This window comes from Oleiagrimonas citrea, from assembly GCF_012395255.1.
Lineage (GTDB): Bacteria > Pseudomonadota > Gammaproteobacteria > Xanthomonadales > Rhodanobacteraceae > Oleiagrimonas > Oleiagrimonas citrea.
Map to the genome: position 1 here is coordinate 694,368 of NZ_JAAZQD010000001.1, position 25,130 is coordinate 719,497.

19 protein-coding genes are annotated in these 25,130 nt (G+C 66.7%); 12 read left to right on the forward strand and 7 right to left on the reverse strand.

The genetic code is table 11. The features are described from left to right. Window positions 1-15: 15 nt before the first annotated feature. The 7 genes from lpxB (at window position 16) to HF690_RS03115 (ending at window position 8,378) form a co-directional block, all read left to right on the forward strand. Window positions 16-1,242, forward strand: coding sequence for a lipid-A-disaccharide synthase (gene lpxB, locus HF690_RS03085; RefSeq protein ID WP_425495893.1), 1,227 nt, complete (start codon window positions 16-18; stop codon window positions 1,240-1,242). Window position 1,243: 1 nt separating this feature from the next. After that, window positions 1,244-1,867, forward strand: a complete 624-nt coding sequence (gene rnhB / locus HF690_RS03090) for a ribonuclease HII (RefSeq protein ID WP_113065279.1) — start codon at window positions 1,244-1,246, stop codon at window positions 1,865-1,867. A 121-nt stretch (window positions 1,868-1,988) separates the two neighbouring features. Beyond that, window positions 1,989-2,396, forward strand: a complete 408-nt coding sequence (locus HF690_RS03095; protein ID WP_168608394.1) for a hypothetical protein — start codon at window positions 1,989-1,991, stop codon at window positions 2,394-2,396. A 166-nt stretch (window positions 2,397-2,562) separates the two neighbouring features. Then, window positions 2,563-6,108: a DNA polymerase III subunit alpha gene (dnaE, locus tag HF690_RS03100; RefSeq protein ID WP_168608395.1), complete on the forward strand. Its 3,546-nt coding sequence runs from the start codon at window positions 2,563-2,565 to the stop codon at window positions 6,106-6,108. Window positions 6,109-6,193: 85 nt separating this feature from the next. Then, window positions 6,194-7,153, forward strand: a complete 960-nt coding sequence (locus HF690_RS03105) for an acetyl-CoA carboxylase carboxyltransferase subunit alpha (protein WP_113065282.1) — start codon at window positions 6,194-6,196, stop codon at window positions 7,151-7,153. Then, on the forward strand, window positions 7,150-7,566 hold the full coding sequence (locus HF690_RS03110; protein WP_113065283.1) for a VOC family protein: 417 nt from the start codon (window positions 7,150-7,152) through the stop codon (window positions 7,564-7,566). Before HF690_RS03105 ends, HF690_RS03110 begins: the two co-directional genes overlap by 4 nt. Window positions 7,567-7,637: 71 nt before the next feature. Further along, window positions 7,638-8,378, forward strand: coding sequence for an NYN domain-containing protein (locus HF690_RS03115; protein WP_113065284.1), 741 nt, complete (start codon window positions 7,638-7,640; stop codon window positions 8,376-8,378). Between the two features lies 1 nt (window position 8,379). Here HF690_RS03115 and HF690_RS03120 read toward each other — a convergent pair whose 3' ends face one another. Beyond that, window positions 8,380-9,975, reverse strand: coding sequence for a multicopper oxidase family protein (locus HF690_RS03120; protein WP_168608396.1), 1,596 nt, complete (start codon window positions 9,973-9,975; stop codon window positions 8,380-8,382). Window positions 9,976-10,059: 84 nt separating this feature from the next. After that, window positions 10,060-11,727 carry a phospholipase C gene (locus tag HF690_RS03125; RefSeq protein WP_168608397.1) on the reverse strand — a complete coding sequence of 556 codons (1,668 nt, stop codon included), beginning with the start codon at window positions 11,725-11,727 and terminating at the stop codon, window positions 10,060-10,062. A 177-nt stretch (window positions 11,728-11,904) separates the two neighbouring features. Between HF690_RS03125 and tilS the strand changes: the two genes are divergently transcribed. The 4 genes from tilS (at window position 11,905) to ispA (ending at window position 14,963) form a co-directional block, all read left to right on the forward strand. Beyond that, complete coding sequence (tilS, locus tag HF690_RS03130; protein ID WP_168608398.1) at window positions 11,905-13,206, forward strand: tRNA lysidine(34) synthetase TilS; 1,302 nt, start codon at window positions 11,905-11,907, stop codon at window positions 13,204-13,206. A 94-nt stretch (window positions 13,207-13,300) separates the two neighbouring features. Further along, window positions 13,301-13,729: a hypothetical protein gene (locus tag HF690_RS03135; protein WP_113065288.1), complete on the forward strand. Its 429-nt coding sequence runs from the start codon at window positions 13,301-13,303 to the stop codon at window positions 13,727-13,729. A gap of 90 nt (window positions 13,730-13,819) precedes the next feature. Then, window positions 13,820-14,080, forward strand: coding sequence for an exodeoxyribonuclease VII small subunit (locus HF690_RS03140; RefSeq protein WP_113065289.1), 261 nt, complete (start codon window positions 13,820-13,822; stop codon window positions 14,078-14,080). Beyond that, on the forward strand, window positions 14,061-14,963 hold the full coding sequence (gene ispA / locus HF690_RS03145) for a (2E,6E)-farnesyl diphosphate synthase (protein WP_113065290.1): 903 nt from the start codon (window positions 14,061-14,063) through the stop codon (window positions 14,961-14,963). The genes HF690_RS03140 and ispA overlap by 20 nt, the downstream gene beginning before the upstream one ends. A gap of 28 nt (window positions 14,964-14,991) precedes the next feature. On the opposite strand, the gene HF690_RS03150 is transcribed toward ispA, so the two are convergent. Both HF690_RS03150 and pmbA read right to left on the reverse strand, forming a co-directional pair. Beyond that, window positions 14,992-15,420 (reverse strand): DUF4870 domain-containing protein, encoded by a 429-nt coding sequence (locus tag HF690_RS03150; RefSeq protein WP_168608399.1) that lies wholly within the window; start codon window positions 15,418-15,420, stop codon window positions 14,992-14,994. Window positions 15,421-15,505: 85 nt separating this feature from the next. Next, complete coding sequence (gene pmbA / locus HF690_RS03155; protein WP_168608400.1) at window positions 15,506-16,855, reverse strand: metalloprotease PmbA; 1,350 nt, start codon at window positions 16,853-16,855, stop codon at window positions 15,506-15,508. Window positions 16,856-16,970: 115 nt separating this feature from the next. Here pmbA and yjgA point away from each other — a divergent pair, with 115 nt between their 5' ends. Then, window positions 16,971-17,507 carry a ribosome biogenesis factor YjgA gene (yjgA, locus tag HF690_RS03160; protein WP_240601808.1) on the forward strand — a complete coding sequence of 179 codons (537 nt, stop codon included), beginning with the start codon at window positions 16,971-16,973 and terminating at the stop codon, window positions 17,505-17,507. A gap of 161 nt (window positions 17,508-17,668) precedes the next feature. Here the strand turns inward: yjgA and HF690_RS03165 are convergent, their stop codons facing one another. The 3 genes from HF690_RS03165 to HF690_RS03175 form a co-directional block, all read right to left on the reverse strand. Further along, complete coding sequence (locus tag HF690_RS03165) at window positions 17,669-19,249, reverse strand: S53 family peptidase (protein WP_113065294.1); 1,581 nt, start codon at window positions 19,247-19,249, stop codon at window positions 17,669-17,671. A 363-nt stretch (window positions 19,250-19,612) separates the two neighbouring features. Then, window positions 19,613-21,055 (reverse strand): metalloprotease TldD, encoded by a 1,443-nt coding sequence (gene tldD, locus HF690_RS03170; protein ID WP_168608401.1) that lies wholly within the window; start codon window positions 21,053-21,055, stop codon window positions 19,613-19,615. 98 nt (window positions 21,056-21,153) lie between these two features. Next, window positions 21,154-25,128: a YhdP family protein gene (locus HF690_RS03175; protein WP_168608402.1), complete on the reverse strand. Its 3,975-nt coding sequence runs from the start codon at window positions 25,126-25,128 to the stop codon at window positions 21,154-21,156. Window positions 25,129-25,130: the final 2 nt, after the last annotated feature.

The window sequence follows — 25,130 nt, forward strand, 5'->3', positions numbered from 1 at the left end:
GCGACGAAAGCGCCGATGTCCCGTATTCTCTGGCGGATGAGCGAAGCACTCCCCGAATCCCGAACCGAGGCGGCCGCACCGACCATCGCATTGATCGCCGGCGAAGCCTCGGGTGACCAGCTCGGCGGCGCATTGATCCAGGCCCTGCGGCAACGCTATCCGAACGCACGCATCGTCGGCGTCGGCGGTCCGCGCATGCACGACGCAGGCTTCGAGGCCTGGCGCGATATCCACGAGCTCTCGGTGATGGGCTTCCTGGAAGTGCTCAAGCACCTGCCGCGACTGCTGAAGCTGCGCCGCGACCTGATCCGGCGCATCGCTGCGCTGCGTCCGGACGTGGTCGTCGGTATCGACGCCCCGGATTTCAATCTGGGCCTCGAACGCGCGCTGAAGCGCCGCGGGCTGCGCACCGTGCACTATGTCAGCCCCTCGGTCTGGGCCTGGCGCGAGAAACGCGCGGAAAAGATCGGACAGAGCGCCGATCGCGTGCTGTGCCTGTTCCCGATGGAACCGGAGATCTACGCGCGTCACGGCGTCGACGCCCGCTTCGTCGGCCACCCACTGGCCGACCGTTTCCCACTGGTTGCCGATCGTCACGGCGCACGCGAAACACTCGATCTGGCGCAGAACATCCCGGTTCTGGCCGTGCTTCCTGGCAGCCGAGCCTCCGAAGTGGAGCGGCTCGGGCAGGTCTTTCTTGACGCCGCCGCGCGCGTGGCGCAGTCCATCCCCGGCCTGCGCATCGTCGTGCCGGCCGCCAACGCGCGCTGTCGCGAGGTGCTGCAGCGTCTGATCTCGCTGGCACCCAATGCTCCCCTGACCCTGCTGGACGGCCAGGCGCACGAAGCCATGCTCGCCGCCGACGTGGTGCTGCTGGCCTCGGGTACGGCGACGCTGGAAGCCATGCTGGCCAAGCGACCGATGGTGGTCGGCTATCGCGTCGCGCCGATGACCTACCGTTTCGTGCAGGCGCTGAAACTGATCAAGACCGACACCTTCGCGCTGCCCAATATCCTGGCCGGCCAGCGTCTGGTGCCGGAACTGATGCAGGATGACTGCACCGTCGACAAGGTCACCGAGGCCGTTCTCGCGTTGTTCCGCGACAGCCAGCGCCGCGGCAATATCGTCGCCGCCTTCGAAGCGCTGCACCGCGAACTCAATGGCCACCATGACGGCAGCGCCGCGGAACAGGCGGCCGAGACCATCGCCGAACTGCTGCCCGACACGGCGCACGCGCGCTGACATGCCACGCCGCCGCCCCGTCAGCGCGCGCCTGGATCGCGATTTGCGCATCGCCGGCGTCGACGAGGCCGGTCGCGGGCCGCTGGCTGGTCCGGTCGTCGTCGCGGCCGTGATTCTCGACCCGGCACGAACGATTCGCGGTCTCGACGATTCCAAGCAGCTCAGCGAGACGCGTCGCGAAACGCTCTACGAGCGCATCGTGGAACGCGCGCTGGCCTGGCGCATCGTGTTCGTCGAATGCCCGCAGATCGACCGCATCAACATCTACCAGGCCACCATGCAGGGCATGCGCGAGGCGGCCTGCGGCCTCGATCCGACCGCCGAATACGTGCTCGTGGACGGCAACAAGGTGCCTCCGGGACTGTCCTGCGAGGCACAGGCCATCGTCGGTGGCGATGGCCTCGAACCTAGCATCGGCGCCGCATCGATCCTGGCCAAGGTCGCCCGCGACCGGCACATGCAGGCGCTGGACGAGCGCTATCCCGGCTACGGCTTCGCCCGCCACAAGGGCTACGGCGTTCCCGAGCACCTCGATGCGCTGCAGCGGCTGGGCCCCTGTCCCGAACACCGTCGCAGCTTCGCACCAGTGCGAAAACTACTGGAACCCGGCCTGTTCGACGCGTGACTTGCGCCCTATTCCATGGCGCCGCGATCGGAGTACAGTGGACCTACGGACCGAGGTTTACGCCGCACGCGGCACCTACGGGACCAGGAAGCCGCGGCGGCTCCACACGAGGAGCCTGGCCATGAATGTTTCCGATTCTCGCCAACCCGCATCCGCTGCATCCCACCCTTTGAATCTGCGTGAGCTCGCGCCGCAGCTGCGCGACATGCTCGCCGACGAAGACTGGCTGCCCGCCTGCCAGGATCTGACCAAGCTGGACGAACTGCTGTACCGCATCGACACCGATCCGCAATGCGGCGACGAAGCGCCCGACCCCGACGTCGCGCTGCTGATCGCGGCGCACCAGGATTTCTGCCATTTCCGCCGCGCCATGGCGGCTCGCCTCAACATCCCCGACGACAAGCCGCTGCACATTACCCCCGACGAATGGCTGCAGCTGCGTCTGCGACACGGAACCACGCCCGAAAGTCTGCGCCCGTACGCCAAATACCGGTCGGAAGGCGACGATCGCTTCCACATCGTCGACTGAAGCTCGCCTGCACGCCCCGCATCGGATGCTTGTCCACCATTCCGCGCATCGCTAGGGTACGATCTGCGGCGCGCCGGCCCCGAACTGGATGCGCTTTCGTCGAACGGAAGCGGTCAACGCGCCGCCGAAGCACTACACTGTCAGGAAGCTCCCAGCGCGCGTCGCGATGCCCAGCCGTTTCGTCCATCTGCATACCCACAGCGAATTCTCGCTGGTCGACTCGACCATCCGCGTCAAGGCGCTGGTCGAGTCCTGCGCGCGCGCGGACATGCCCGCCGTCGCCCTGACCGACGACAGCAATCTGTTCGCCCTGGTGAAGTTCTACCGCGCGGCCTACAACGCGGGCGTCAAACCGGTAGCCGGCTGCGACCTGTGGGTCACCGAGCCGGACGATCCGCGTCCCTGGCGCCTGACGCTGCTATGCCAGCACGAGAAGGGCTACCGCAATCTGTGCCGGCTGGTCTCGCGCGCCTGGCTGGAAGGCCAGCACGGCGGTCGCGCCATGATCGAATCGGGCTGGCTGCAGCAATCCGGTGAGGGCCTGATCGCCGTCGCCGGACGCGAGAGCCTGTTCGCGCGCAGCGTCGCCAGCGGCGGGCCGGAAGCGGCGCGCGCGCCGCTGGACCGTATGCGCGCGCTGTTCGACGAACGCCTGTACCTGGAACTGACCCGCACGCACCGCGACGACGAACCTGCCTGGAACCAGTCCGCGCTGCATCTGGCTGGCGAGCTGGACCTTCCGGTCATCGCCAGCAACGACGTGCGCTTCCTGCGCCGTGAGGACTTCGAGGCCCACGAGGCACGCGTGTGCATCCGCCAGGGACGCGTGCTGGCCGACCCGCGCCGTCCGCGCGACTACAGCGAAGAGCAGTTCCTGAAGCCGCCCGAGGCCATGGAAGCGCTGTTCGAGGACGTGCCCGAGGCGCTGGACAACACGCTGGAGCTGGCCAAACGCTGCAACCTCGAACTGAATTTCGGCACCTACTACCTGCCCGCCTTCCCGGTGCCCGAGGAGCACGACCTCGACAGCTTCATCCGCGCCGAGGCGCGCGCCGGCCTGGATCAGCGCCTGGAGACGCATCCGCTGGCACCCGGCCACACGCGCGAAGACTACGACGCGCGCCTGGAGCGCGAGCTCGACGTCATCATCTCGATGGGTTTCCCCGGCTACTTCCTGATCGTGGCCGACTTCATCCAGTGGGCCAAGGACCACGACATCCCGGTCGGACCCGGCCGCGGCTCGGGCGCCGGCTCGCTGGTGGCCTGGGCGCTGAAGATCACCGACCTGGATCCGCTGCCCTACGACCTGCTGTTCGAGCGCTTCCTCAACCCCGAACGCGTGTCGATGCCCGACTTCGACATCGACTTCTGCATGGACCGCCGCGACGAGGTCATCGACTACGTCGCGCGCAAGTACGGCCGCGACAAGGTCAGCCAGATCATCACCTACGGCACCATGGCCGCGAAGGCCGTGGTGCGCGATTCCGGCCGCGTGCTGGGCATGGGCTACGGCCATGTCGATGGCATCGCCAAGCTGATCCCCAACACGCTGGGCATCAGCCTGAACGACGCCTTGGGGCGCTCGGAAAAATCCAAGGCCAACTCGGACCTGATGTCCACCGAGTTGGTGCAGCGCTACGAGAACGAGGACGAAGTCCGCGAACTCATCGACCTGGCACTGAAGCTGGAGGATCTGACCCGCAACGCCGGCAAGCACGCCGGCGGCGTGGTCATTGCGCCCACCCCGCTGACCGACTTCTCGCCGCTGTACGCCGAAGAAGGCGGTGGCGGCGTGGTCACCCAGTTCGACAAGAACGACGTCGAGGACGTCGGCCTGGTGAAGTTCGACTTTCTCGGCCTGCGCACGCTGACCATCATCGATTGGGCAGTGAAGGCGATCAACGTGCGTCGCAAAGCGGCCGGCGAGGAACCGCTGGACCTGACCCAGCTGCCGCTGGACGACGCCGAAACCTATGCCCTGTTCGCACGCGGCGATACCGTGGCCGTGTTCCAGTTCGAATCGCGCGGTATGCGCGAACTGCTCAAGCGTGCGCAGCCGGACACCTTCGAGGACATCATCGCGCTGGCTGCGCTGTTCCGTCCCGGTCCGCTGGGTTCGGGGATGGACCGCGACTGGACCGACCGCAAGCACGGACTGGCCGAGGTCACCTACCCGCATCCGCTGCTGGAGCCGGTGCTCAAGCCCACCTACGGCGTCATCGTCTACCAGGAACAGGTGATGCAGATCGCCCAGGTCCTGGCCGGCTATTCGCTGGGCGGCGCCGATCTGCTGCGCCGCGCGATGGGCAAGAAGAAGCCCGAGGAGATGGCCAAGCAGCGCGCCATCTTCGAAGAGGGTGCGGCCAAGAACAACATCGACGCGCAGGTCGCGACCTCGATCTTCGACCTGATGGAGAAATTCGCCGAGTACGGCTTCAACAAGTCGCATTCGGCCGCCTACGCGCTGGTCGCCTACCAGACCGCCTGGCTGAAGCGACACTACCCCGCCGAGTTCATGGCCGCGACGCTGTCGTCGGATATGGACAACACCGACAAGGTGGTCAACTTCCTCGACGAGTGCAAGGCCATCGGCCTCACCGTCCTGCCGCCCGACGTCAACGCCTCGGTGTACAAGTTCGAGGCCGTCGAGCCGCGCGTGGTGCGCTACGGCATCGGCGCGATCAAGGGCGTCGGCGAAGGCATCTGCCAGGCCATCGTGGCCGAACGCGAACAGGGCGGCCGCTACACCGACCTGGCCGACTTCTGCCGCCGCGTCGCGCCGGGCAAGCTCAACAAGCGCGTGCTGGAAGCGCTGACCCTGTCCGGCGCGCTGGACACCCTGGCGCCCACCCGCGCCAGTCTGATGCTGCAGCTGCCGGAGGCAATGAAAGCCGCCGAGCAGCACCTGCGCAACCTCGACGCCGGCCAGCACGACATCTTCGGCGGCGGAGGCGGCGCAGCAGCGACCGTGCAGGTCGAACTGCGCGAAGCGCCCGAATGGCCGTTGGAACAGTTGCTCAGCGGCGAGCGCGATACCCTGGGGCACTATCTCTCGGGCCACCCCACGGACCCGTGGAAGAGCGTGCTGGCGCAACTCGCCACCTGCCCGCTGGAGGAGATTCCCGAACGCTACCAGCCACCGCAGTCGTTCGGCGGCGGCGAGGACGGCGGCAACCGCTTTCGTCGCGGCAAGGGCACCCCGTGGGTCGTGGCCGGCATCGTCACCGCCGTACGCCGACGCGGCGAAACCGCTGCCTTCGTACGCCTGGAGGACGCCGGCGGCGCGGTCGAATTGAGCTTCTTCCGCGAAGCGCTGAACGAATACGCGCCGCTGCTGGTGCGCGACGCGCTGCTGGTGGTCGAGGGCGACCTGTCCATCGACGACTTCTCCGGTGGTTACCAGGTCCGCGCACGCCAGGTGTGGGGCCTGAACGACGCCTGCGAACGGCTGGCGCGCCTCCTGCGCGTGCGCGTGAACGGCATCGACGCCGGCTTCATCGACGACCTGAAGAACGCACTGGGCGAGTACCGGGGCGGCCCCACGCCGCTGGTGCTGACCGGCTATCGCAACGGCGTCGGCCAGGCCGACATCGAACTGGGCCAGGCCTGGCGCGTGCGCGCCCAACCCGACCTGCTGCGCACGCTGCGCGGCCTGCCGGGCGTGCTGGATGCCGAACTGCGCCTGTCGCGGCCCAATCCAGGCGGGAACTGAGTCGCACTTGCGTGCTGCGACCTCCTGTCGCAGACCGGTCCGGTCCAGCTATACTTCGAGCTTTACACAGTCGAACATGCGCCGAATGAACGCGAACTTCCTCGATTTCGAACAACCGATCGCCGAACTGGATGCGAAGATCGAAGAGCTTCGCCACGCCAGCCATGGACAGGCGTTCGACATCGACGAGGAAGTCGCGCGCCTGCGCGGCAAGCTCAAGACCAAGACTGCGGAGATCTTCAAGAATCTCACGCCGTGGCAGGTCTGCCAGATCTCGCGCCATCCGATGCGTCCCTACACGCTCGACTACATCGATGTGATGTGCGAGGAGTTCCACGAACTGGCCGGCGACCGCACCTACGCCGACGATGGCGCCATCGTCGGCGGCCTGGGCCGTATCAACGGCCGCTCGGTGATGATCATCGGCCATCAGAAGGCCCGCGACACCAAGGGCAAGATCCGCCGCAACTTCGGCATGCCGCGTCCGGAGGGCTACCGCAAGGCGTTGCGCCTGATGCAGCTGGCCGAGCGCTTCGACATTCCGCTGCTGACCCTGATCGACACCATGGGTGCCTACCCCGGCGTCGGTGCCGAGGAACGCGGCCAGAGCGAAGCCATCGCTCGCAACCTGCTGGAAATGGCCGAACTGAAGGTGCCGGTCGTGTGCACCGTGATCGGCGAGGGCGGCTCCGGCGGCGCGCTGGCCATCGGCGTCGGCGACCGCATCAACATGCTGCAGTACTCGACCTACTCGGTCATCACGCCGGAAGGCTGCGCCTCGATCCTGTGGAAAAGCGCGGAGAAGGCCAAGATCGCCGCCGAGGCGCTGCAGATGACCGCACAGCAGCTGATGGAGCTGGGCCTGATCGACAAGATCCTGCGCGAACCACTGGGCGGCGCACACCGCAACCCGCACGGCACCGGCATCCGCCTGAAGACCATGCTGCTCAACCAGCTGGACGAACTCGAGGGCCTGTCGACCCAGGACCTGCTCGAGAAGCGCTACCAGCGCCTGCGCAGCTTCGGCGCCTACAGCGGCGCGTGAGCGACACCAGAGTGGCCGTTGCCTGCATCGGCCATATCAACCTGCGCGCATCGGAAACCATGATCGAACGCCTGCGTGCGTTCTACCGCGAGGTCGTCGGCCTGCGCGAAGGCCCTCGCCCGCACTTCCGTTCCGGCTCCCGCGGCTACTGGCTGTACGCCGGAGACCGCGATGTGATGCATCTGACCATCGACCCTCACGACGCCGACGTCGCCCCGCCGCGTGACACGGCCTTCAACCATATCGCCTTTGCCTGCCGCGGCCTGTCCGACACCCTGCTTCGCCTGCGCGAAGCAGGCATCGACTTCGTCGTCGATCAGGTCGACGCGTTGCAGCAAGTCCAGCTGTTTCTGACAGACCCCGCCGGTACCGCGGTCGAACTGACCTTCACCGCCGAACCGCTGCCCGTCTGAGCCGACCCGCGTCGCCCCACGCGCCGCGGCAACGCGTTACCATCGCCCCAACGCCGTCACGGAACCGACCCATGGCTCAATCCCGACTGGCCGTCCTCATCGACGCCGACAATGCCCAACCGGCCATCGCCGAAGGTCTGCTGGCCGAAATCGCCAAGTACGGCACCGCACACGTCAAGCGCATCTACGGCGACTGGACCGGCACCCACCTGAAGGGCTGGAAGGACACGCTGCTGACGCACTCGATCCAGCCGATCCAGCAGTTCGGCTACACGCGCGGCAAGAACGCTACCGACTCGGCGATGATCATCGACGCCATGGACCTGCTCTACACCGAGCGCTTCGACGGTTTCTGCATCGTCTCCAGCGACAGCGACTTCACGCGTCTGGCCTCGCGCATCCGCGAATCGGGCCTGACCGTGTATGGGTTCGGCGAACGCAAGACACCGAATCCATTCGTGGCCGCCTGCGACAAATTCATCTACACCGAAGTGCTGGTGCCGGGGACGGAAGACGACTCGGACGGCCCGGTCAAGCGCATGACAGGGAGCGAGCTGCGCAAGGACAACCGGCTGGTCAATCTGGTGCGCAACGCCATCGAGGCCGCCTCCGACGACAGCGGGTGGGCCGGCCTCGGTCCGGTCGGCCAGATCATCAGCAAGCAGTCGCCCGAATTCGACGCGCGCAACTACGGCTACCCCAAGCTCAGCGAGCTGGTCGCGGGGATCGGCCTGTTCGAGACCGAGACACGGACGGTCGGCAACGGCAAGGCGCTCTACGTGCGCCGCAAGCCCGCGCGCAAGCGCGGGTAGCTCAGGCCTTGCGGGGCCGCACCTCGAACGGTCGCATCATCTCGTTGGCCGCGTGTTCGAGGATGTGGCAGTGCCACACGTAGCGCCCGGCATAGCCGTCGAACGGCACGATGATGCGCGTGACCATGCCACCGTGCGCCTGCGCCACGTCCTTCCAGCCGAGCTCGTTCGGCGCTGGCGCCTGCGGTGCACCGGTGTAGCGTAGCGTGCCGCGGCTGCGGTAGGCGAAGCTGTCGAAACGGCGGCGTTCCAGGATCTGGAAACGCACCATGTGCAGATGGATCGGATGCGAGTCGTCGGTCAGATTGATGAGGTTCCAGATCTCGACGTCGCCCAGCCGCGGCGTCTCGGTCACCTTTTCGTGCCAGTACTTGCCGTCGAGCAGCATCTTCATCGGCAGTCCGGACAGATGCTCGTACTCGTTGAGCGTGAGGTTGCGTTCGCGCACGGCCTGCGATGCGGCGAGACGGGGCACATCGCGCAAGACATCCGGTACGACACTGTCGTCACGACGACCGCTGTCAGCCACGCGGAACTGCACGATGCCGTGCGGATCGCCATCGTTGGTCAGACGCACATCCTTGCCCGCCAGCGGCGCGAAATCGACAATCAGATCGGCGCGCTCGGCCGGCGCCAGCACCAGTTGCTCCACATCCACGGGCGCGTGCAACAGCCCCTGATCGCTACCGATCTGGACCAACGGACGGCCGTCCGACAGACGCAGCCGGAAGAACCGGCCGTTGGCCGCATTGACCACGCGAAGACGATAGCGGCGCGGCTCGACCTGCATGTAGGGAAGCAGCTTGCCATTGACCAGCACAGCATTGCCGAACACCTCCGGCACCCATGGCGACTTCGGGTTTTCCGACACGGGATAATGCAGCTGTCCTTTCGCGGTGATCAGTCGATCGCACAGCACCAGCGGCAGTTCGTGCTCGCCGCGTGGAAGCCGCAGAGCGTCCTCGTGGGCGTCGCGAACCAGGCACATGCCCATCATGCCGGCATAGTGGTTCAGGCGCGCCACACCCATGGCGTGATCGTGGTACCACAGCGTCGCGGCTTCCTGGTTCAGCGGATAGCGGTAGGTCTGCGACTGACCCGGCACACGGGTGTCCGTCGGCCAGCCGTCGCTGTCCGGCGGCGTGCGGCCGCCATGCACATGCGTCACGGTGCGCACGTCGGGCTGGCCCTTGTTCGAGCCCATCAGGGTGTGGTCGACCGGCAGGAAGTGCTTCGCCGGCAGCGCGTTGACCCACTCCACCGTCATGCCCTGCCCGGCACGCACGTCCAGCGTCGGCCCCGGCATGCTGTCGCCGTAGACCCACAGCCGCGCCGGCGGCAGGTCGCGATGCAGCTTCGCATGCACCTGACGTTGCACGATGCGGTAGTGCGGCACCGCTGCGCCGTCAATGCGCGCGATCCGTTCCGGGTGCGGCACCGGCGGAATCGGCAGCGGATCGACGAACGCGTGCAACGTACGCGGATCGATCAGCGTCGGAGCGGACGCGGTGGCTGCAACCGCCGCACGAGCCCGCAGCCATGGTGCGGCGCCGGCCAACAGACCCGCTTGCAGGAAATGACGACGAGTCAGTGGCATCCCGGACTCCGTGCGAATTCGAAACGGTGGCCCGCGCGGCATGCGCAGCGCGGGCCTCTCTTCATGCGTTCTGTCTGACTCCGGTCAGCCGTGCCGATCGTGCATCGGCGGACGGCCCGCATCGGGACCGACCGGCTGGCCCGTCTGCGGATCAAGGAACAGACGACGCATGTGCGGATGACGGAAATCGAACAGCCCCATCATCGAACCGGCGCGCGCATCGAACGAACCCTGACCGATACGCTGGCCATGCAGCCAGTTGTCTTCGATGAAGCGCGTGATCGAGGTCTGGTCGAGTACGGCATGGTCGACATAGTTTTCGCGCGCCCACGGCGAGATCACCAGCAGCGGCAAACGCGGACCGTGACCGCAACGCCCCATTGCGTGCCGGGTCGACGGATCGACGCCCGGCAGGATGTCGCCGCTGCCGCACACGCCCTGCCCGTCGAGCGCGTCCTGGTCGCCACGCGAGGCGTTGACGATCGGCGAACGCTGGTGGTCATACCAACCGTCGGAATCGTCGTACGCGATCACCACGGCCGTGTCGCGCCACTCCGGACGGGCCTGCAGGAAGTTCAGCACCTTCACCAAGAAGGTCTGCTCGTCCAGCGGATCGGAATAACCGGCATGACCGTCCTGGTACGCCGGCGCCTTCAGGAACGTCACCGCCGGGAAATTGCCGGCGCGCACTGCGGCGAAGAAGTCATGCGTGTCGTACTGGTGATTCGCTGCATCACCGGCACGGCCGATCATGCGCACGGACGTCGGTCGCACGTGCTCCGGATTGGCCGTGGAGGCGTAGTACTGGAACGGCTCGTGGTGCGGAATGTAGTCGACCTGGGTGACGTGGGTGACGTCCGAGGTGGTCGTGCGCTGGCAGCCGGCGCTGCCGTCGGCGTTGGTGCGGGTCAGGTCGAAGCCGCCCTCGAACCAGCCCCAGCTGACATCGCCCATGCTGAGCAGGTCGCCGATGTTGCGGCTGCCCATGCGCACCTGGTTGCGGGTCGGCGAGGAACAGACGTCGCCAATCGGATCGGCGTCGGCGATCAGGGTCAGGCCTCCGTTGCCGTCGTCGGTCTCGTCACCGGTGCCGTTGAGGTGTTCCACGACGCCGTTGGTCTGCCCCGAGACCAGGTTGATCGCGCCGGGCGTCGACGGGCCGAACGTGGTGCCGTACGCGTTGTCGCTCATCGCAAAGCGCTGGGCGTAGTTCCAAAGGGCTGTGACGGTGTTGCCGTCGAAGTAGCCCATCACCAGTCCCTTGGTGTTGTCCGGCGCTTCGGTGCCGGGCGGCGGGCCGCTGCGACCGGTGGCGAACGGGAAGCGATCCATCTTGCCGCCGTTGAAGGCGACCTGCTCGGCCAGGTAGTTGTGATCCTGGTCGGCCGTCGCCGCCTGGCTGCGGTCCAGCCGGTACGGATTGACCGCGCCGTCGCCATTGACCGGGTTGGACGCGTTCGGGTTGTGATGCAGCAGCGCGTCATCCAGACCATTGATGGTCGGCGTGTCCGGTCGCGCATGGAACGCCGGCTCGCCCGCTGGGTTCTCCGCGTGGGGGTAGGTGCCGAAATAGTGATCGAAGGACACGTTCTCCTGGAAGATCACCACCAGATGCTTGATCGGCGTGGCGGTGCGCAGGTGGCGCGCGTCGAGACGATGCCGGTGCACGGCACCGTGGGACAGGGCGACCGTCAGCGACGACAGCGCCGCCAGTCCGGCCGATACGCATCCCACGAGCAACTTGCTTGCCATGAGAGATAAACCTCCTTGGTTGGGAACGGGATCGTGCGATCCCGGATCGAGGTTTCCCGGATACCCCCTCATGGAAGCTTCTCCTTTGAACATGACATGCCGATGATGTGGACGACGGATCGCCGCCGCGAACGGTAAACTGTGCATCGAATCACAGCCGCGCACGAACCGCCAGCGATGCCGTCCACTCTGCCGCAACTGCTCGACGCCGCCTGGTCGCGGACCGGAGACACGCCGCTGTGCGTGGGCTTCAGCGGCGGTCGCGATTCGGTCGCGCTGCTGCACGCCCTGGCGGCCGTTCGACGCGCCGGACGCGCACTCCGCGCCGTGCATGTGAACCATGCCCTGCACCCGGAGAGCGACCGCTGGGCCGCGTCCTGCGCGCAGCAGTGCGCCCGCCTGGACGTTCCGCTGGAAACGTTCATTGTACAAGTACAGGCACGCGGCGAGGGCATCGAGGCGGCTGCGCGCGAAGCGCGCTATGCAGCCCTTGCCGAAACGCTGCGCGAGGGCGAGTGTCTGGTGACGGCGCACCACCGCGAGGATCAGGCTGAGACCGTGCTGCTGAAACTGCTGCGCGGAGCGGGTCCCCACGGTTTGGGCGGCATGCGCGAGCAACGCCCACTCGGGCGTGGCCTGCTGTGGCGGCCGCTGCTTTCAACCCCACGCGAACAGCTTCACGCCTATGCCCGCGCCCAGGGACTGACCGGCATCAACGACCCTGCGAACGACGACACCCGCTACGCGCGCAGCTATCTGCGCAACGACATCCTGCCGCGCCTGCACGCGCACTGGCCCGAAGCGGGCCGCGCGCTCGCGCTCGCGGCTGCGCTGCAACGCGAACAGGCCGATTTCCTCGATCACCACGCGACCGAGGCGCTGGCCGAACTGCAACGCACCGAGGACGGCACGCTGGACGCCCACGGCTGGGTTGCGCTGCATCCGGCGCTGCGCAACTGCGTGCTGGAAAGCTGGCTGCATACCCGATCCCTGCCCGCGCCGACCGGCGCGCAGCGGCACGAGCTGGAACGCCAGATCCGCGAAGCCGCGCCCGACCGGGTGCCGCGCGTGGCCTGGCCGGGCGCGGAGGTGCGCGTCTGGCGCGGCCGCCTGCATGCCCTGCAACCACAGCCTGAAGCGCCCGAAGGCTGGTCCGCCCTGTGGCATGGCGATACGGTCCGCCTGCCCGACGCGAGCACGCTGCACTGGCGCGGTTCGCTGGCAGACACACCTTCCGCACCGACGATCCGCGTCTCCGTGAATCGTCGCGGCCTGCGCATCAAGCCCCTGGGCGACCGCCATACCCGCGCCCTGCGCGACCTGTTCCAGCGCGCGGGCGTACCGCCCTGGGAACGCACGCGCTGCCCGATCCTGCACGACGAGCACGGCACGCTGCTCGCCGTCGCCGATCTGTGGAGCACGGAAGCCGGCGCCGCCCTGTTCAGGAAACACGGCATGTGGCCGCACTGGCAGCGTTGAAACTGAACATCCGCGCATTCCGGGCGCGCCGATTCAGCCTGCATACGATGTCGCCCCCGTTTCATGAATCCCGGACTCCCGCTGGAGAACGAGCATGAAGACAACCTCGCGCCTGTTGGCACTGATCGCCATCCCGGCGCTGCTACTCGGCACCGCGAGCCTGGCCATGGCCGACCCGCCGCCGTGGGCGCCGGCGCACGGCTACCGCGCCAAGCATCACTATGTGTACTACCCGAACGGCGAGATCTACTACGCGCCCGAACGCCGCATGTGGTTCTGGCTGTCCGGGGACGACTGGCAGGCCGGTGTCACCCTGCCCTCGGCGCTGCGCGCCTACGTCCGCGTCGGCGGCGTGAACATCGACCTCGACGCCACGCGTCCATACGAGCGCCACACGTATGTCGTCAACCGCTACGGCGGACACCAGGTGCGCTGGCACCACCGCGACCGGTACGAACGCCGCCATCGCTACGACCGCGATGACCAGGATCGCGACGATCGCCACGGACACCACCGATATTGATCGACCGGGACCTGTCCAACCGCGCCGGATCCGCGACGGCGGGGCCGGCGCAATTGATTCGGGGACGGAGCTGCGCTAGCGTTTGCGCCCATGGCAAAGCCCCCCGCAAGCGAAACCCCGCCCGACCAGATCGAACGCTTCGAGCATTCGCTCAACGAACTCGAACAACTGGTCGGCCGCATGGAAGACGGCGAACTCTCGCTGGACGAGTCGCTGCAGTCCTTCGAACGCGGCGTCGCGCTCTACCGTGACTGCGAAAGCGCCCTGAAGCAGGCTCAGCTGCGCGTCAGCAAACTGCTCGATCCCGAAGACCCCGACAGCGCCGAACCTCTTGAACCCGAATCCCCCTGAACACGCGGTCGAGCTGCAAACGCTCACCGCGCGCGCCAACCGGGCGCTGGAGCGACTGTTTCCCGCCCCCGAGACCGACGACGTACTGCAGGACGCCATGCGCTATGCCGTGCTCGGCGGCGGCAAGCGCCTGCGTCCACTGCTGACCTACGCGGCCGGCCAGGCGGTCGGCGACGATGGTCCGGCGCTGGACGCGCCCGCCTGCGCCGTCGAACTGATCCACGCCTATTCGCTGGTGCACGACGATCTTCCAGCGATGGACGACGACGATCTGCGCCGCGGCCAGCCCACCTGCCACATCGCCTATGGTGAAGCCATGGCGATCCTCGCGGGCGATGCGCTACAGGCGCTGGCATTCGAACTGCTGGCGCGCGACACACGGGAAATCGTCAGCGATGCCAAACGCGTGGAGATGCTGCGCGTGCTCGGCTCCGCCTGCGGTGCACAGGGCATGGCCGGCGGCCAGGCCGTCGACCTGACGGCGACTGGAAAACGTCTGGACCTAGCCGCGCTGGAACGTATGCATGCGCTGAAGACCGGCGCGCTGATACGCGCCTCGGTACGCCTCGGTGCACTGGCCGGCGGCTGCGACGATGCGGAGACGCTGCAAGCCCTGGACCGCTATGCGCACGCCGTCGGACTCGCCTTCCAGGTCCGCGACGACCTGCTGGATGTGGAGGCGGACACCGAGGCGCTGGGCAAGACCGCCGGCAAGGATGCTGCGCAGGAGAAATCCACCTTTCCCGCCCTGCTCGGCATGCAGGCCTCGCGGGAACGCCTGCGCGAACTGACCGCGCAGGCGGAAGAAGCCATCGCCTTCCTCGGCGAACCCGCCGCCCTGCTGGCGACGCTGGCGCGCTACGCCGCCGAGCGCGGGAACTGACCGCTCCCGCACCGACAACCGCTCCGTCTTACTTGACCAGGCGGAGCGTCCACGGATAGCGGTAGTACACGCCCTCGTTGGCCTTGATCGTGGCAATGATCACGAAGACCAGCGCGACGAGCGGGATGATCCAGACCAGCAGGAAGCCGATCAGCACCAGCATCAGCAGGAAGCTGGCCAGCATGGCCAGCGCCACGGTGATCTGGAAGTTCAGTGCTTCTTTCCCCTGATCGTCGACGAACGGCATGGTGTCCTTCTTGATCAGCCAGATCACCAGTGGCCCGATGATGTTGCCGAACGGAATCACCAGCCCGACGAAGGCGGAAAGGTGCGCGAACATCGCCCATTGACGCTGTTCGGAACTGACCGCTGCCGTATTGTCGCCGGAAGCGGGTTCGGCCGCAGGCGGCGGAGCCGGAGGCGGCGTCGGGGGCATCTGATCGGATGGGGTGTTCATGGCAGTCCTCTCCTCCTGAAGGGCATGCGCTCACTCTCCCCAGCGCTCGACCGGGTGTCAAGAGATGAAAGTCACACCGGTTGCGTCACTCGCCGGCGACCGTCATCCGATCGACCAGGATCGATCCGGTCAGGGTCGTCGAACGCGAATCCACGTCGGCACCGACGGCGCGAATGCCTGCAAACATGTCGCGCAGATTCGCCGCAATGGTGATTTCCTGCACCGGATAGGCAATCTCGCCGTTCTCGACCCAGAAACCGGCCGCACCGCGCGAATAGTCTCCGGTGAGAAGCGAAACGCCCTGCCCCATGACCTCGGTCAGCAACAAGCCGGTCCCCAGGCGTGCGAGCATGGCCTGGAAATCGTCTTCGCCATGGCCTACGACAAGGTTGGTGGGACCGCCCGCGTTGCCGGTGCTGGACAGACCAAGCTTGCGCGCTGCATACGAGCCGAGCAGATAGCGTTGCAACACGCCTTCGCGAATCACGGCGGACGCCGTGGTCGCTACGCCCTCGGCGTCGAAATTCGACGACCCCTGACCGCGCAGCAGGTGCGGCTGTTCCTCGATGGAGAACCAGGACGGCAAGATCGCGCGGCCCACATGATCGAGAAGAAAGCTGGCGCGACGGTACAGCGGACCGCCGCTGGCTGCACTGATCAGGTGCCCGATCAGTCCGCGCGCGACATTCGGTGCGAACAGCACCGGGCATTGCCGGGTCGACAGAGTGCGCGCCCCGCAGCGTGCCAGCGTGCGCCGGGCCGCTTCGCGCCCCAGTGCCTCGACGTCCATCCACTGCTCGATGCTGCGCGCGCTGTCGTACCAGTAGTCGCGCTGCATGTCGCCGCCTGAACCGGCGATCAGCGAGCACGACATGGTGTGGCGCGTGGCCGATTCGCGTCCGACGAATCCGTGCGAGTTGGCGTATACGCCGAGACTGGAGCCCGTCGTCACCGAAGCCCCTTCGGAATTGGTGATGCCCGATACGGCACGACCGGCGTCCTCGATGCGCACGCCGATCGCGATGAGTTCGTCGACGGTCGGCTGCCAGGGATGCCACAGATCCAGGTCCGGGAATTCCGTCGCCATGCGATCGGCGTCGGCGAGACCGGCACAGGCATCCTCCTCGGTGTAGCGCGCGATGGCGCAGGCCTGGTCGATGGTCGCCTGGATCGACTCGGCGCGCAGATCGGCCGTGCTTGCCGATCCCTTCCGCTTGCCGAAATACACCGTCAGACCGAAACCGCGGTCCTGGGTGCGTTCGACCGTTTCGGCCTCACCCAGACGAACGTTGACGTTCAGTCCGGTATCGACGCTGGCCGAGACCTCGGCCTGGCTTGCGCCGGCCGCCTTGGCCCGGGTGATAACGTCCTCGGCCAGCGTGGACAGTCGATCGAGTTCAGCGGCAGCGTGGGACTGCAGGACGACGTCGTTCATGGGCACTCCTCGGGGTCCAAGTCGGGCATTGTCTCACGAAGCACCATCGCATCGCCTCGTGCACCGATGCGCACGATGCGGGACAATGGCACCCGACTCTCATCGAACTTTTTCCGTGAACACTGGCGAACACGATTCACTCGATTCCCAAGACGACCTCGGCCCCAGCCGCAGCCAACGGCGGCGGGATGCGCTGGCGGTGCTGGCGCTGGCCGAGCAACTGGTCGCCCTGACGCCCAACCGCCTCGGCCAGATCGAACTGCCCGACGACGTGCGCGCCGAGATCGCCCATGTGCGCGGCATCCGCGCGCATGGTGCACGCAAGCGGCAGATGGCCTACCTGGCCAAGCTGATGCGCCGCCATGACGAGGATGCCTTCGCAGCGGCACAGGCCGCGCTGGGCGAGAACCACGAGCGTCGCCGCCAGGAGCATGCCGCTCTGCAGCGTCTGGAAACCCTGCGCGAACGCCTGCTCGACCAGGGTGACGACGCCCTCGGCGAACTGATCGCGCAGTATCCTCAAATCGACCGTCAGCACCTGCGCTCTCTGATTCGCCAGGCCCGTATCGAACGTGACGCGAACAAGCCGCCGCGCGCCTACCGCGATCTCTTCCGCGCGTTGCGCGAGTGGACCGGCGAAGACCATTCCTGAACCACTGAAACAGCGTCCGATAAAACGCCAGGCCCCACCTGGCGTTCCGACTCAGGCAGATCTCCGCACTCCATCGCTGCCGGTATCGCCTCTTAGCCAACCTGCAAAAAAGAAGGCGCGCGTCTCGCGACGCGCGCCTTCCATCTTAGTTGCGAACCGTATTACAGGCTCGAATTCAGCGCACTGACGTTGATGCTGCCGAAGCCGCTGGCAAAATCCCAGCCAGCCGTGGCCGTCTCGCCGCCGTTACTGCCCGACGTCACGTCGTGATAAACGCTGGTCGACACCGTGTACAGGTGCGGACCGGCGAAGCCCAGGCCCGGATGCGAGGCCAGCATACGCGCCCACGTCGCCGCGAACAGCGGAGCTGCCAGGCTGGTGCCGCCATACTGCGCGTTGCTGCCGTTGACGATGATGATCGAACCGGAGTTCGGATCGGCGTCGAAGGCCACGTCGGCCACGTCACGCATGCTGTCGCCCTGCGTCTGCCAGCTCGGCTTCGGCTCGACCGTGCTCGGGCTGCCGCCGGCGTCGGCCCACAGGGTCTCGTCGGCCCAGTTGCCCGAGGAGGTGGTGCCCAGCGTGGTGCCGCTGACCGCGATCACGTTCGGCGAACTGGCCGGATAGCTCGGCGTGGTGCCCTTCGGGCCACCGCCAGAGCATTCGTTGGAACCGCTGTCGCCGGTGGAGATCGAGAACGTCTGGCCCTGGGCGACGCCCATCGCCAGAATCTGATCGTCGGCGGCCATCGAGCCGTCCTGATAAGCCGAGGTCTCGCACTCGCCCAGGGAAACGTTCACGACCTGAGCCTGATCGTCGCTGACGGCCTTGTTGAAGGCCGCGGTCAGATCGCTGTTGCTGAGCGAGGTGGCTGCGTAGAAGATCAGCTTGTTGACGCCACCCGACATCGCGAGGATGTCCTGGCTGTCCAGATCCCACTCCGCCGTACCGCTGGTGTCGGTGCCCTGCGCGCCCGGATACACGACCTGCACGCTCGGCGTGGCCAGACCGTTGGTGGTGACGAACTGGTTCAGATCCTGCAGGGTGGCGCTCATGTCGCCGTCGGAAATGATGCCGACATTGATCGAGGTCGCCGCCGGCGTGCTGCCGACGTTGTAGATGGTCGGGAACTCGGTCGGGTTGTGACCGGTCACCGTACCGGTGGTGCTACCGCCGCCACCCGGCTTGCCCTTGAACATCACGTGCGGACGCGCCGCCGTCTGCAGACCGATGACCGACAGCACGGAACCGGCGATGGACGACGGCACCTGCGCAGCACTGGTGTTGGCGATGGCGTTGCGACCATGCGGCGTGGTCACCGAAACCAGCGAAGTGTTGAACGCGGACTGCGCGCGCGCGGCATCGCCGTCGGCCGAGACCAGCATGCGGTTCGCCGAGACGCTGATGTTGGTGAAACCCTGGCCCTTCAGATAATCGACCACCGACTGCACCTGCGCGCTGGTCGGGGCAAATTCATTGATGACATCCTGTGCGCTCATCGGCGCATGCGCGGTGGCGGCCAACTTCTGCAGCTCGGCCTGATTGCGCGCCTTCAGTGCGATGGTGACATGCACCGGGGTATCCAGCGCAGCGGCGCCGTGGACCTTGCTTCCCGTCGCCAATACATGGGCGTGCGTGTTCGTGGCGGCCCAATGTGCCGAACCGGCCCAGGCCGGCACCACCGCGGTGAGTGCCAGCGCAGCCCCCATGGCCAGATTCAACGAAGCTTTCTTCATACGCATGAAACATTCCTCCAGAATACTTTGCAGCAATACGAACGAATGACCCTTGCCAGATCACGGCAAGAGTTCGAATAGGCAGTCCCCGGGTCCTTTTGAAATAGTGCTCCTGGCATGGCAAAAACGCCGCATTGCGGCATCGGCCATGAACCGGAACCTCACCCTGAGTCCAAACCTAGCATGTACTCAGGGCGAGGATAGGCACGTTTTCGGCAAAAAACGGAGGGCGGTGACAAGCCCCCCTCGCATAAATCCACTTGCCTGGTGATACACCACAGGCAGGATCGCTCGCCGGCAACCATCGGCGCGAATGGAAATAATCTTTTCTTATAAGAAGCTCATTGCGTGAGTGCGCAATAAGCCTTTTCAGGAAGCCGTACCGCCCACGGTCATGGCGTCCACGCGCAGCGTCGGCTGTCCAACGCCGACCGGCACGCCCTGACCTTCCTTGCCACACACGCCGATCCCCTCGTCGAGCGCGAGGTCGTTGCCGATCATGGAGACCCGGTTCAACACCTCCGGTCCGGACCCGATCAACGTTGCCCCCTTGACCGGCCGCGTGACCTTGCCGTCCTCGATCAGGTACGCCTCGGCCGCGGAGAACACGAACTTGCCGCTGGTGATATCCACCTGCCCGCCGCCAAAATTGACCGCGTACAGCCCACGCTTCACCGAACGGATGATTTCTTCGGGATCGTGCGAGCCGGCACGCATGTAGGTATTGGTCATGCGCGGCATGGGCAAATGAGCGAACGATTCGCGCCGCCCGTTTCCAGTCGGCTCCATCCCCATCAGACGCGCATTGAGCTTGTCCTGCATGTACCCGACCAGGATGCCGTCCTCGATCAGAGTGGTGCAGTTCGTCGGCGTCCCTTCGTCGTCGATACTGAGCGAGCCGCGACGACCCGCCAGCGTGCCATCGTCGACAACGGTCACACCGGGGGCCGCCACGCGCTCGCCGATGCGTCCGGAGAACGCGGAACTTCCTTTGCGATTGAAGTCGCCCTCCAGGCCGTGCCCGACGGCTTCATGCAGCAGGACTCCCGGCCAGCCCGGCCCCAACACCACCGGCATGCTGCCCGCGGGTGCATCGACCGCCTCCAGATTGACCAGCGCCTGACGCACAGCTTCAGAGGCCCAGCGCTGTGCGTTGCCGTTTTCCAGCAACTGCCCGTAGTCGTAGCGACCGCCGCCACCGGCCATGCCCTGCTCGCGGCGGCCATCCTGCTCGGCGATCACCTGCACGTTGAGGCGCACCAGCGGACGCACATCCGCGGCCAGGGTGCCATCGGACGCCGCCACCAGCACGGTATCGAGCGTGCCGGCCAGGGATACCACCACCTGACGCACCCGCGTATCGATGCTGCGCGCATAGGCGTCGACCTCGCGCAGCACGCGGATCTTCTCCTCGTTGGGCAGACTGTCGACGGGATCCACGGCGGGGTACAGGGCCTTGGCCGTCTGCACGGCCAGCCGACGCCCCTGCCCGGAACCGCTGGACGCGATCGCGCGCGCAGCACCGGCGGCTTCCAGCAATTGCGGCATGACAATGTCATCGACGTAGGCGAAACCCGTCTTCTCGCCACTGATCGCACGCACGCCCACACCCTGCTCGATACTGTGGTTGCCGTCCCGGACAATGCCGTCCTCGAGCACCCACGATTCACTGCGGGCATGCTGGAAATACAGGTCCGCGGCATCCACCGACGGCGCCATCAGGCGTGCGAAGACTCGATCCAGATCGTTGACACTCAAGCCTCCGGGCGTCAGCAAACGATGTTCGGCGAGAGACAGCGAAGCCTGCGTCATGACGGATTCCGTGCGTAAAGGTACAGATCAGATGGGGGCGATGTTCGCCGCGCGAAAGACCATTGTAGTCCGCAAGACGGCGCTGACCACCCTGCGGCTTAGCGCCGACCAGCGCTGGTTGCCGATGCAGGGACGGATGGAGAGGAGCCTGATGCTGCAGGCCGGGATGATGCACTCGCGCCATCCGAAACGGCCGGAGCAGCTGTGCCGGGCTCCGAAACAGCCGACGCAGAGGACGACCTGGCCGGAACCGCTCGTGCTGCGGTCTTCTCGAGCAAGGTGATCTTCGGCTTGTCCCAGTTCCCAGTGAGACTGTAGCGCGCACTGGCGGCCTTGTTCAGCCCTCGTCCCAGCAGCCCCTGCACGGCCAACCCCGCGGCTGCGCCGACGGGACCGCCGGCCAGCGCGCCGACCACCGGCAGGCTGTTGCCAATATGCGGCACCACCAGAATGCGCTGGTCATAGGTCTTGTCGCGCAGGTTCGTCGCGCCGGTGATGCGGATGTCGGCGGCAGGTCCCTTCAGTTGCAGGTCGTCGGTTCGCGCGAAACCATCGGCCAGCCGGAAACGTCCCTTGATCGAATCGAAACCGAACCCCTTGCCGAAGACATCGCCGAAATCCAGCGAGAGGCGACGCGGCAACTCGGTCAGCGCCATCAGTCCGAACAAACGGCCGACCCCGGGTTGCACCTCCGGGATGCGCCCTTTGCTGACTTCCACATCGAGCGTGCCATCCATGCGCTGCAACGCCAGCGAGGATGGTTCACCCGGCCATGCCGCCTGCAGATGGGCGCGTGTGCGACCGCCCTCGAACAATCCGCCGAACCCCAGCGCGTTGAGCAGACTGCCCAGATTCTCGGCACCGAAATCGATGGTCATGTTCGTGTGGCTGTTCGTGGCGCTACCCACCCAGTCGCCGCTGCCCATGATCTGCACGTCGCTGTTATGCGTGCGCAACTGGTCGATGTGCATGCCCTTGGCCGTCGGCCAGCTCTCAAAGCGCGCGTCGCCCAGGTGCGCCTTGCCCAACCGCAGATCGCCGACCGAAACGTGCAGCGGCGGCACCTCGGCCGGCGCGATGCCGGTATCGGCGTAGTTCACACTCGGCGGGGCCACGCTGGCCGCCGAAGCCGGCGCGGCCGCCTGCGTCGAAGCCGCAGCGTTCGTCGCCGATTCGTCGGGCCAGTACAGGCGATCCAGCCGCGCCAGCACACCGCGCTTGGCCAGATCGCTCGTCGGCAATGTCAGGCTGCCCTTGGCCTGCGGACCGTCCACCTGCATCAGGATCTGCCCGGTCTGCGGCGTCAGGCGCAGACGCAGGTCGTCGAAGGTCGCGCCGAACACGCGCGCATGCGTGGCAGTGACATCCACACTGTCCAGCGAAGGACCGCGCTGCCCGTCCTGGCCGCGCGCAGCGAGCGCACGCTGCAGCCAGCCGGACACGTCCAGATCATCGCCATGCCCGCGCACCCGTATGCCGCTGCTCGGCAAGGTCGTCGGCTGCGTGGCGCCGAGCGCGACCGAGAGCGCGAGCGGGCCGCCGTCGTCGGTGGGCAACTTGGCCCAGGCCTGCGCCTTGTCGCCGAGCGACACGCGCAGATCGCCCCCGCTGAGCGGCAGGCGCAGATTCAAATCCAACGGCAGCGTCGCCTGCGCCGGCTTGTTCAACGGCGCCGGCAAGTCCAATGCCACGCCCTGCAGCGAGGACTCGACATGCAGCGTCTGGCGCATGTCCTGGGCATCCGTCCGGGCAATGTCGAAACCGATGTCGAAGTCGGCGTCGCCCTTGGCCACGTCTGCCAGTTCCTGCAGGGACGGCCGTCCCTGCACCAGTGTGGCGATGTCGTAATGACCGTGCATAGTCACGCTGACCGGCCGCGACGGATCGCCCGTCGCACCACTGCCGAGGGCGAGATCCAGCCGCGAAGGCACACCGTTGAATTGTGCCTGCAGCCCACGCCCGCGAAGTCCGTGACCATCGAAACGCAACGCTCCGGTCAGCTTGCCCAGGCGCAGGCCCCAATCGGGGTTGTTCACATCCACACCGCGGATGCGCGCGGTGCCGGCGAGCGTGAAGTCCTTGGCGGTATCGAACGGCAGCACCAGGCTGAAATCGAAATCGCCGCGACCGCCCAGCTTCAGCTGCTTGAGCGCCGAGGCCTGCTCGGACGCGATCGGACTGTTGCGGGCAAAGTCCAGCATGCTGGCTCCGCTACCCGCCCCCTCGACGCTGAGCACCAGCTCGGCATCGCTGAACTGCGGAATCGAGGCCACGGCGACCCCGACCTTGTTGCCACGCGACTGGCCCGCATCCGCGCGCACCAGCATGCCGTCGTCGACGAAGCTGGCGATGGCGTGTACGCCCTCCGCACGCGGCCACTTGTCGTTGTAGCGCAGAACCAGATCGCGAATGTCGCCGCGCGCCTCGAAGCGCCCTTCGTGATGATGGAAGGGCCAGTCCTTCAGATCACCGCGAAGAACCGCCTCGGCATGCGTCAGCTGCCCGGAAACCAGCGAGCTATCCAGCCACTTCACGGTGCCCGCCGGCATCGCGTTGACCGGCCAGAACTGCTTGGCGGCCGGGATGGCGGTCTTGCCCAGCGCCACATACAGATCCACGAACGGTTTGCCGCCCGCATGCGGGATCTGCACCTCGCCGCGCGCCTGCCCCCCGAACCCCGGCCCAGCGAACGTGAACTTGCCCGTCCCCACGTGCCAGGCGCGTTCGCTGCGCCAGATCGCCACATCGCCCTGCAACCGCTGGAAATCGATCGGTTTGCGGAAGGTTCCCGGCATGCGCAGCGTGGCATGCTGCGCCGGAAGCTCGAGCAGCAGCGCCTCCGCGTCACCGAACAGCCGTCCGCGCAAGGGGCCGATGCCCGGCTTGCCGCCCCCCGGAGCCAGCGTCAATGCCGAGAAACCCGCATCGACGGCCTGGATCCCGCCACCGGCCGTCCAGCGCAGCGTCGCCGCGTCGACCATGCCGGCCGGGTGCGCGGCAAGCAACCACTTCGCCAGCGAGGGCGGCAAGGATGGCACTTGCGCGACCAGCGGCAGCAGGGTCGCCAACTCGAGCTTCTGCGCTCGCGCACGTACCGTGCGCGCCGAGCCGGTTCCGTCCACCAGAATGCGTGCTGCCGCATCATCCGCCCCGGCATAGCGGATGCGCATGCCGTCGGCGTCGCGGTCGAAGCCGAACAATCCCTGCACGTGCGCCAGCCGCGTGCGCCCCGCCGGACCGTGCATGTCCAGACCGCGCAGATTCACACGCGCGGTCTGCGACACGACACGCGCATGCTTCCACTGCAACCAAAACTGCAAGCTGCCGCGACCGGCGCTCACACCGTAACCGCCGACCTCCACGCCGGACATCAGCGAGCCCAGATCGACCTTGTCACCGCCGACATAAACCGTGCCGCTGTCCGCATCGAGATCCATGCGCCCGACCACGCCCAGCCCGGACCCGACGCCGAGGCGCCGCACCCGTCCGGCGAAACGCAGCGACTGCCCGTTGTTGCTGACCCGCAGTGCGTCCGACCGCAGATGCCAGTCGCGCTGCGTACGCGCATCGTGGATATTCATCTGCAGGCGATCCAGCGACAGACTGCCCGGCAGCTGCCCGAGATCGAGCTTCTGCTGCGCACCGGCGCCTTCGGCGGAGCCGAAACCCGCTACGCTCCAGACGCCATCCGCGCCGCGGTTCAGATCCAACCGCACATCGACCAGCCGCAGGTTGACCAGACGGCGACCGGGAATCAGCAAGGCGCCGAAATCCAGTTTCACATCGGCGACGGGCAGGCGCAGCGGCACGCCATGGCGACCGCCGATACGCACATCGTGCAGCACCAGAAGAGGGCCGGAGGCCTGCCAGTGCCCCTCCATCGAGGCGAACCGCACCGGCTGGTGCAGCCGTTCGCTCAGCATCGTGGCCACCCGGTCCGGGTACCGCGCCGCCAGCGGCAGCAGCACCTGCACCAACCCGATCAGCACAGCCAGTGCGATCAGCCCGATACAGATCAGACCTCCGATCACGAAACGCAGCCGGCGCAAGCGTTGCCGCCAGGTCTTGTTCACCG